The 8749-nt window shown below is 41.9% G+C and carries 9 protein-coding genes; 8 read left to right on the top strand and 1 reads right to left on the bottom strand.

Annotated elements, in window-relative coordinates; genetic code table 11:
- Window positions 1–515, top strand: a 515-nt coding sequence (locus AC2YIT_RS31980) for a hypothetical protein (protein ID WP_487281912.1), incomplete at its 5' end; no start/stop codon positions are given.
- 299 nt (window positions 516–814) lie between these two features.
- On the opposite strand, the gene AC2YIT_RS31975 is transcribed toward AC2YIT_RS31980, so the two are convergent.
- Window positions 815–1051, bottom strand: coding sequence for a helix-turn-helix domain-containing protein (locus AC2YIT_RS31975; protein WP_487281911.1), 237 nt, complete (start codon window positions 1049–1051; stop codon window positions 815–817).
- 93 nt (window positions 1052–1144) lie between these two features.
- Between AC2YIT_RS31975 and AC2YIT_RS31970 the strand changes: the two genes are divergently transcribed.
- The 7 genes from AC2YIT_RS31970 (at window position 1145) to AC2YIT_RS31940 (ending at window position 8584) form a co-directional block, all read left to right on the top strand.
- A complete protein-coding gene (locus tag AC2YIT_RS31970) occupies window positions 1145–1951 on the top strand; it encodes a hypothetical protein (RefSeq protein ID WP_487281910.1) in 807 nt (268 codons plus the stop codon).
- Between the two features lie 219 nt (window positions 1952–2170).
- Entirely contained in the window at window positions 2171–2536 is a 366-nt protein-coding gene (locus AC2YIT_RS31965; protein WP_487281909.1) for a hypothetical protein, read from the top strand.
- A 78-nt stretch (window positions 2537–2614) separates the two neighbouring features.
- Window positions 2615–2824 carry a transposase gene (locus AC2YIT_RS31960; RefSeq protein ID WP_487281908.1) on the top strand — a complete coding sequence of 70 codons (210 nt, stop codon included), beginning with the start codon at window positions 2615–2617 and terminating at the stop codon, window positions 2822–2824.
- Window positions 2825–3810: 986 nt separating this feature from the next.
- Window positions 3811–5223: a hypothetical protein gene (locus AC2YIT_RS31955; RefSeq protein WP_487281907.1), complete on the top strand. Its 1413-nt coding sequence runs from the start codon at window positions 3811–3813 to the stop codon at window positions 5221–5223.
- Entirely contained in the window at window positions 5224–6180 is a 957-nt protein-coding gene (locus AC2YIT_RS31950) for an XcyI family restriction endonuclease (RefSeq protein WP_487281906.1), read from the top strand.
- 382 nt (window positions 6181–6562) lie between these two features.
- Window positions 6563–7552 (top strand): hypothetical protein, encoded by a 990-nt coding sequence (locus tag AC2YIT_RS31945; RefSeq protein ID WP_487281905.1) that lies wholly within the window; start codon window positions 6563–6565, stop codon window positions 7550–7552.
- Between the two features lie 9 nt (window positions 7553–7561).
- Complete coding sequence (locus tag AC2YIT_RS31940; RefSeq protein WP_487281904.1) at window positions 7562–8584, top strand: hypothetical protein; 1023 nt, start codon at window positions 7562–7564, stop codon at window positions 8582–8584.
- Window positions 8585–8749 lie beyond the last annotated feature (165 nt).

The raw sequence follows: 8749 nt of genomic DNA, 5'->3' as shown, positions 1-8749 counted from the left end.
CTATTATGTGCGGGACTTTTGAAACTCCCGCAATTGAAGCCGAGCTTAGCACCTATCACAAAGCTGTAACAACGGGACAGTTCTACGAGATTATGGGAGCTCAACTATCTGAGTTCAAAGGGCAGCAGCTAACGCGAGAGCAAGTCAAACGCATCATGTTCTCGGTTCTCTTTGCTAACCCAGAAGAATGGCGGGGGTCGATACTGGATCAAAAGTCACTATTCCACGATATATTTCCCACCGTAGGAGATATTCTCGATGAGTGGCGGGAATTAGGACACTCCAACTTAGCCAGGATTATTCAAAGAATCGAGACTTATCTTTTTATAGAATGCCTTGTTCCAAAGATAGGTGAGGCTCTTGGAGACGTTCCGATGTTTACAGTCCATGACTGTATTGTTACTCTCGACGACTACGTTGACCGCGTTCAAGACATCATGTACGAAGAAATACTCCGAAAGACGGGCTTTATCCCGTACCTTAAAACGGAGAAGTGGAGCGCAAAAAAAATTTAGTTATTTAATTATCAAAACATATCACGCGGTTCCTTGCCTCATATATCTTGTCCCATGTCGTATAGAACTGCATGGGACAGGGATATGGATTAGGCTGCTCAAATGTACAGCCTGACCTTCCTTTCTTACTGGTCGACAGAAATTTATCAGCAGAGTCTAGGTTAACAATGCTTACGTGCTCACGTAAGGCTTCGAATACCTGCTCATAGAGGTGACGTAAAACGGATTAGTAATTAAAAATGATTACGGTAATTGAATTTGATTATCGTTCCCAACAAAGAGTACTTAACGGCCACCTTTCATTCGATATATATAAACTTGAAGAGATCAGCGGTTTCTACCTGTAATGCTTTTGCAATCGCGTATATGGAGCTGAGCGAGGCATTCACCTCCCCCCTTTCAATATTTCCGATTTGATTCTTCGAAAGACCCGCAATATCATATAGCTCCTCTTGGCTTAGGCCCTTTTCCTCCCTAAGCTTCCTGAGATTGGCTCCAAAAGCCAATAAGTACTTATGATTTCGAACTTTGGTCACGGCTCAAAGTTGAGCTTAGACCGCGAGCACCACCACCCATTATATTGGGTATTTTTGTATTTTTAGACCCATGTTATCTTCAAATCCTCATCTATGAAATACTCATTCCTTTTCAGCAGAGCATTCCTAGTCGCGTCATTTGCCATGTTGGCATGCAACAACACACCAAACCAACAAGCGCCAGAAGATCAGCACGCTGTTCGTGATACCGTTACTGTCACAGGCGACGAAAGGCAACATACAGTTAAAAAACCTCAAAAGGCAGTAGACCTCAGCAAGACGTTTGGGGCATCGTCGTTAGGCGACTTTTTAACCTGGGAGTGGTTTGATATCCAAAAATATCTTATGGCACAAGGCTTCGATCTCATGACCGGCGGAAAAATGAACGAATACTCGTGGTTTGAACCTGATTTCGGAATACCCAGTCAAACAAGAGACAGCTTGGTGTTCAGGCGTCCAGATGAAAATGGTATTTTATACCTAAAAATTCTGTTAGAAGATCACTTTAACTATACAGACGAACAAATGAAAGATATTCATCATTACAGCGGAAATCCGAAGGAATATACCGATCCTCTCAATGCCAGGTTTACAAAACCCGCCTACAGTCGTCGCGAAGTTGTATTGTACACAGATAACCGTAATGCGATATTGTTGTTCATTAACCAATTTGAGTCAATTGGGTGTGTTTTTGAAAAAGACGTATTAGCTGAAATTGCGCAGGAACAGTTAGAAAAGATGATACCAGCCTATGAAAAGCCCAAGGAAATAAGTAATACCTGCGAGTGTCCGAGCAGAGCCAATACAACTTTTAATGGCGCTTCAATCAATTTTACTACAAGTTTCGAGTCAAGTAAGCCAGTTTACGAAATAAGCCTCAGTATAACCGAATACCATTGATTAACGTGTCCCGTCCTGCTTACTATATATGTAGCGGGACAGGACAAATCTTCGTGATAATTATCCATCGGGTCGATCACTCCTGAATTCCGAAGCCACTAAGCAATCTTCGAAGTCTTTACAGAAAGCAGATTCTACCATGAGCAATTTTAAGTATTTCATCGGCACTGACATCTCGAAGCTCACAATCGACGTTGCAGTGCTGAATAGATCGGAAACATGCTTGTACGCTTGCAAAGTGGGCAATTCTTTCGAGGGGCTTCAGGGGCTCTTTACAATTCTAAGAACGTCTTACAAAGTCAAACTGCGGGAATGTTTGGTATGCGCGGAAGACATGGGGGTATACGCTACGCACCTAACCTCAATGGCGACACTAAGAAGCTAAACTTATGGCTTGAGTCGTCCTTGCGCATAAAACGATCACTTGGTATTCAGAGACAAAAAAACGACGCTTACGATGCGTTACAAATCGCCAAATATTTCCGTAAGGCTTTAGCAACCGCCTCGTACATGTATACAAAAGCTAAAATCTCTCACAGCAATAAAGAAAAGGCTGTTGAAGGTTGGATGCATGCTCACAAATAGCGACAAACTAGACACCTTCTTCTTGGCACCCTCTGAGGCTCTTTTCCTTCGTGAGTACTCGCGGGACTCGTAAGCGCTGTGGAACAGGACGTAGATCGAGTAAATTTCGACATACGTCAAACTATATTAAATGATGATTCTCTCCAGCAGCTTTTTGAGATTGTGACATCAGTACCTGGAATTGGTCCAGTCACTGCTGTTGAGATAATCGTAAGTACAAATAAATTTAAGGATATCACGACAGCTCGCAAATTTGCCAGCTACTGTGGTATAGCTCCATTTAAATGAGAGTCTGGGACGAGCCTGTCAAGTCGCAATAAAGTCTCGCAGCTTGCAGGCAAAGAATTAAAGAGCCTCCTTCACTTAGCTGCTCTCATCTGCGCCAGAAGTGACAAACACGCCCTTGGGAGATATTACTTACGAAAGACAGCTGAGGGCAAGAATCGGATGAGCGTACTAAATGCTGTCAGAAACAAGATCATTCATTGAATATACGCATGTGTCCAAAGAAACAAGTTATTTGCCGACATTTAAAGAACGTGGGCTATGCATGCGAATTACTATCACTGGTAGAAGGGAGAACCTATATCTATTAGCAGACTACCGCTTGCAGCGCAATGATGACATGATATACTATAAAAAAGAATAGGAGCTACCTAGGGGCTTTAACAGTAATCATCGAGTTGCGGGCCACCCGTTTTCACTCTAAAATGCTGATTAACAGCACTTAAATAATAATAATAATAATAATAATGATAATAATATACGTTAACAATTGCTTTCTCGGAATGGAAGGCCGGTCTTGACTTAGGGCCTTATGTTAGAACCATTCCGCTATGCCTCATGTCAAGCAATCGCGCGTCCCTCAGAACGAATGGCTCAATTCATCCAAATTGCCGCTAGTTTCCCAGGGAGGTTTTTCAAAACTAGTTTACAAGATCTTTTCGCACCGAGTGCACACCGCTCACCAGACGGCGTCTTGGCATCTCGTGGACCATCAGAAACGTGCATACGGTCCGTTTGGCTGATGACTAGAAGATTTAACCCTCGACACAGGTAACGATAGCAGGCAAAGGCGCTGGCTTAGAGATGCGGTTGCTAGCAACCAAGCAACTGATCCCGAAGGACACTATCTCATTATGATATTCTGCTTCCACGGATCGAGTACAGCAATTCGCACCCAACTGGAACCAGACTGATCCTCAAATTTTAGTATTTTGCGTGCACCGATTACACTTACATCGTTTTAATTAAATTTAATCTTTTAAGAATTTATGATTATCACAGAAGAGACTGAGATTCCGGTATTGTCGAGCGGAGAGATACTTTACGATCAATACCAAGACAAGCTACTGATTAACAAAAAATTAACTCGGTCTCTGATTTCGTTTCAAGCAAACAAAACAGAGCCCTTTTACCGGTGGTTTAAGTACAAGGAGGGATTCTCCAAAAGCTTCGTTCATTACGTTTTAGACACTTTTGGAGACGATAGGAGACAAATGACCATCCTTGACCCTTTTGCTGGCGCGGGCACAACGCTCATTGCGGGGGCCGAGGCTGGATTCAACACCCTGGGAATTGAACTACTTCCCCACGCAATAACAGCAGTTCATGCTCGACTAGCCGTCAACAATATTGACTGGAAGGGCTTTACTGAGACGGTTAGTAAGCTAAAGCAACTGAACTTTGAAGACACTAACGTATCGGAAAAATATTTCTTTAAACACATTACAATTACTCAAGGAGCATTCTCTCAAAGCAATGAAGTAGCAATTGCGAATTTTCAGCGATTCATTATTGAAGAGGTTTCAGATCCGAACATACATTCGCTTCTTTTTCTCGTAGCTTTATCAATTCTCGAGGATGTCTCGTATACTCGTAAAGATGGACAGTATTTGCGCTGGGATTCCCGGGCAGGCAAGAAATTGAAATCAACCTTTAATAAAGGGCCAATTCATAATTTCCGACAAAGATTTTTCGAAAAAGTTGCGCTCATTGAAGATGACACCAAATCACTAGCAAATTCACCTTTAACAACCAGCCCTCGCTTACTCGCAGGTAGTTGTTTACATCGTCTGCATGAGATTGAAAGCGAATCTGTCGACTTGGTTATCACTTCTCCACCTTATTGTAATCGGTATGACTACACCCGCACATACGCTCTAGAGCTCGCTTTCTGTGGAGTTGATAATGAACACATTAAAAATCTCCGACAGACTCTTTTGTCAGCGACAGTTGAAAACAGAAGCAAACGATTAGAACTAGCAAGGATATATGACAATCTAGATAAATCAGACGCTTTTTCCACAATATCCCGAGTTTACGACGAACAATCCGCATTGCATGAGCTTCTCCAACAGTTAAATAAAGATCAGGACCGGCTTAACAATAAAAATATTATTGGAATGATCGCAAATTACTTCTTTGAGATGAACTTCGTCATATCTGAACTAGCCAGGACACTTAGACCCGGCGGAAAGGTTATTATGGTCAACGATAATGTTCAGTATAATGGGTATGAAGTGCCAGTTGACCTAATCCTCTCAGATTTTGCGGCCTCAGCTGGTCTTAGAACTAAGGCAATTTGGCTACTTGAAAAAGGAAAGGGCAACAGTAGCCAACAGATGGGTCTACATGGTCGGAATGAAATCCGAAAATGTGTGTATGTTTGGGAAAAACAAATGTAAATGGATAGCTATTCTGATAATCTACGCAAGGTCAAGTCTCTCCTCATAGTTACTTCTCTCCAAAGGCGAATTGACGTGCAGGCATTTGAACTACTCAATGAAATAGATGTAAGTTTTGAATGGCAGCCGTTGTCTTCGTTGATGATTGACGAGGAGACTTGGTCTTACGTAACTGAAAAAAAATACGACCCCAAATATGTATTTTGCCACCCAGACATTTTGATGTTGAAGCCCGCTACGAGTCTATACTATCGTGGGTTAACGGCTTTGTCAATAAAGGCTGCAAGGGAATATATCGGGCCTATCGAAAGTCATGAAAGCGGCAAGGCTGAATTCCGTAATCGAGACAAGGCACTTAAAATGAGTCAAGTCTACAACACTTTCATTTGCTCGATTATCAAGGGGTCAACAGATTGGACTCTGGAAGACGGAAAAAGAACCATAATTGCGACATTAGGGATTACGCTTGATGGTGTGATGAGAAATAAGGTTGGTACCATTGCTGAGGAAAGAGTTAGAACCCTTATTTATGAATGGTTAAAAGATCATGCGTTGATTGAAGAAACTTACGGTAGACAACAGCTGACCTCCGAAGAATTACCTAAGGCTTGCAAATTAGTGGGAGGAGTAGTAATGAAATTTTCGTCTGACCCAGACATTGCATTTTTTAAGGGGGATGAGCTCTTGGCTGTTATCGAGATAAAAGGAGGTATAGATCCTGCTGGGGCACTAGAGCGATACGGGGCAGCGACTAAATCATTTCAACATTCGCTAAGTGAAAATCAGCGATGCAAAAACTTCTTTCTTTCGGCTGTATTCACTCCCGAATTACAAAAAAGAATTCAGAATGATAGGCTCGTCGAACATTATTTCGACATTATTGAAATTCTAGAAATGACAGACGTCAGAGAACTCTTCTTTCAAGAACTGTTTCACTACACACTGAGAGTCATTTAAACATAGTAACAATTTTACACACTACTTGTGTGGCCCTTCATCCCTCACGATTTGCCGACGCAAGGTTCGACATTAATGCGTTGGAAAAATCTTGCGAAGTCTAGTCCAACTCTTAATGACTCAATACCAAGTATAGAAACTCACAAATAAGCTTTTTTAGTACAGAAAGTCCGCTAGCTAATCCTTGAATTCTCTTATGCACCTTAATAACGTAACTACCCTCTTCGACAAAAGATCTAGTTGTTACTCTACTCTCTTTGAGATAGATGTACGATCCTACCTTGAAATTATCGAGAAAGCCTATAAAGACAAGGGTGGGCTATCTGGACAACGTGATGCGCTAAAATCTAGCTCTGCACTTCGGATTCGCAAACGCATGATTATGGACATTCAGGAAGGCGCTATACTCCCTCCGATAGTTTTAGGGCTTATCGTCGGCAGTGAAATATTCGAAACACTCCCAACACTCGATGGCAAAAAACTTGAAGAAATAATCGATCAAAACGGTAATGTGTCTATTATTGATGGAATGCAAAGAACAACAGCACTTTTTGAAGCAGCAAGGGAGCACGACATCGAGCAAAAAATTAGAGTTGAGTTTTGGATTTCAGGTCATCTAAACAGCCTGATATACCGAATGTTGATCTTGAATACAGGTCAAGTTCCATGGAACTTACGGCGACAGGTAGAAACAGTCTTTACTTCAATGATCGCTGAGATTGTAACCGAAGTACCAGAAATTACCTTGATAAAGATTGATGATTCAAACCGACGCTCCCGGGGAGGACAGTTTCATGCAAACGATGTAATTGAACTCTATCTCGCATTCGGGGGGCGAAAAGAGAAAGTTGATACAAAGGAAAGGCTTGCAGATGAATTTACTCGATTGGACTTCATCGAGGCCACAGAAGACGCAGATTTCGCAGGCAATTTCTACAAAACGTTACAATATCTCACTCGAATCGACATTGAGATTAGTCGCTTCCAGCGTTCAAACCAAGAAACCCCAACTAACCTACGATTTAATGTCGGCAAAGATCTATTTTCTAGCCAACCGGCGAGAGTAGGATTTGTCACAGCAGTAGCAAAAAAGATTATGGGCAGGCCGGGAAGCGAAAAAAGTAAAAGTGAAAAGTCAGACGAACAGAAAAGGATATTTGGCGAACTAGAAGAACTTATCAGAAGGCTCAAACAACTTCAGCTAGAAGAAATTGAAAAATTTTTAGCTCTAAATCTACTTTCGGAAAAGCTGTCAGTTAAGAGTGGCCGTGTTGGCGATTTTGAGAGAGAATTTTTTACGAAAGCTTTCGAAACTCTGTTGGAGGAGGGATCGCAACTACATTCTCTCGAAGTTTGCTGGCTTTCTTACTAGATGAGAGACATGATTCAAGAGAACACTGAGGCCTTTTCTTGGCTTCGTTCTCAGCTTCTCGACATAGGCCACCAAAGTCCGGACGGCATAAACTATATTAAGACCACACCGACTGAAAAGCTTTGGCTTAAGTATGCTGAAATCGTCTCCCAAAGCCAACTAGCTCCCGGCTTATCGAGTTTTATGTTCAGATTACAAGGAGATTATTTTTTTCTCGTTGTTGGTGCCGGCTCGGATTCGACGACCACCGATACATCTGTACTATTGGAGTCATCTGTGAATGCAGGACTTTTAACACTGCTATTGTCTAAAAGATTTGTAAAGTTGAGAGCGGGACAGGATGGAGCAGAAGTCAATAATTACATAATGTTCCAGAATCAAGACCCGAATTATTCCGGACATGACGCCAGCGATTTTTTTCCATTCCTTACACCGATGTCGCTATATCAGCTCCCGACAAATTCAGTTCTCCTAGGAGCAGACCTTAGCCAAGTCACCTGCTACCATCTGACCTGTTCCCAACAGCTGAGGACGATACCGTTCTCCGATACCGTATTAAACGCCTATGAACAAATTGCATTAGAAGGAAGTCGTAAAATATCATTCGACTTAATGAACGAAAGCCTCATATCCACCTCTTTCAAACACTCATTTTTAGAGCTTTATAGGCTAATTGAAAGGCTTTATCCGGTTTACTATATTCAAGAGTTTCACATTTCTTCAAATAGCTCGATGCCTTTTTTAGACTTTGCGGCAACTCTTGAGGACGTGACTGGATGGCGTCCAAGGGAAGAAGACGCCCTCGAAAAAGTCATAAATAATTGTTCTCCCTCAGTTAATACCCATTTTGCAGAAGCTATTTCAGAGCAAACTAAGGCATCGAAGTTTCTGTACAAATTGCGAAATTCGATTGTACACTTTAGAGCTAATCATAGTACTGCTTCATTCACTGGGGATCAGTGGAATATACTTCTTCTTGGATTACTTAAGATCATAGACGATCAATATAGCCAAATTGAACCTCTCTTGTGAAGTCCGAAATATGCCCCAAATGCGTTAGCCCTTATAGAACAACCCCCCACCAGTATTTGCAACGTCCGGTACACCCCGATTCGGGCACTTAAAATTTATGTGTGAACGACAGGACATATGCGTAAATCGAAAAATTTAAGACATAAGACGTCAACCCAAAAGCAC

It is taken from the genome of Dyadobacter sp. SRI_021 (assembly GCF_057586235.1).
This window is presented reverse-complemented; position numbering and strand designations above follow the sequence as displayed.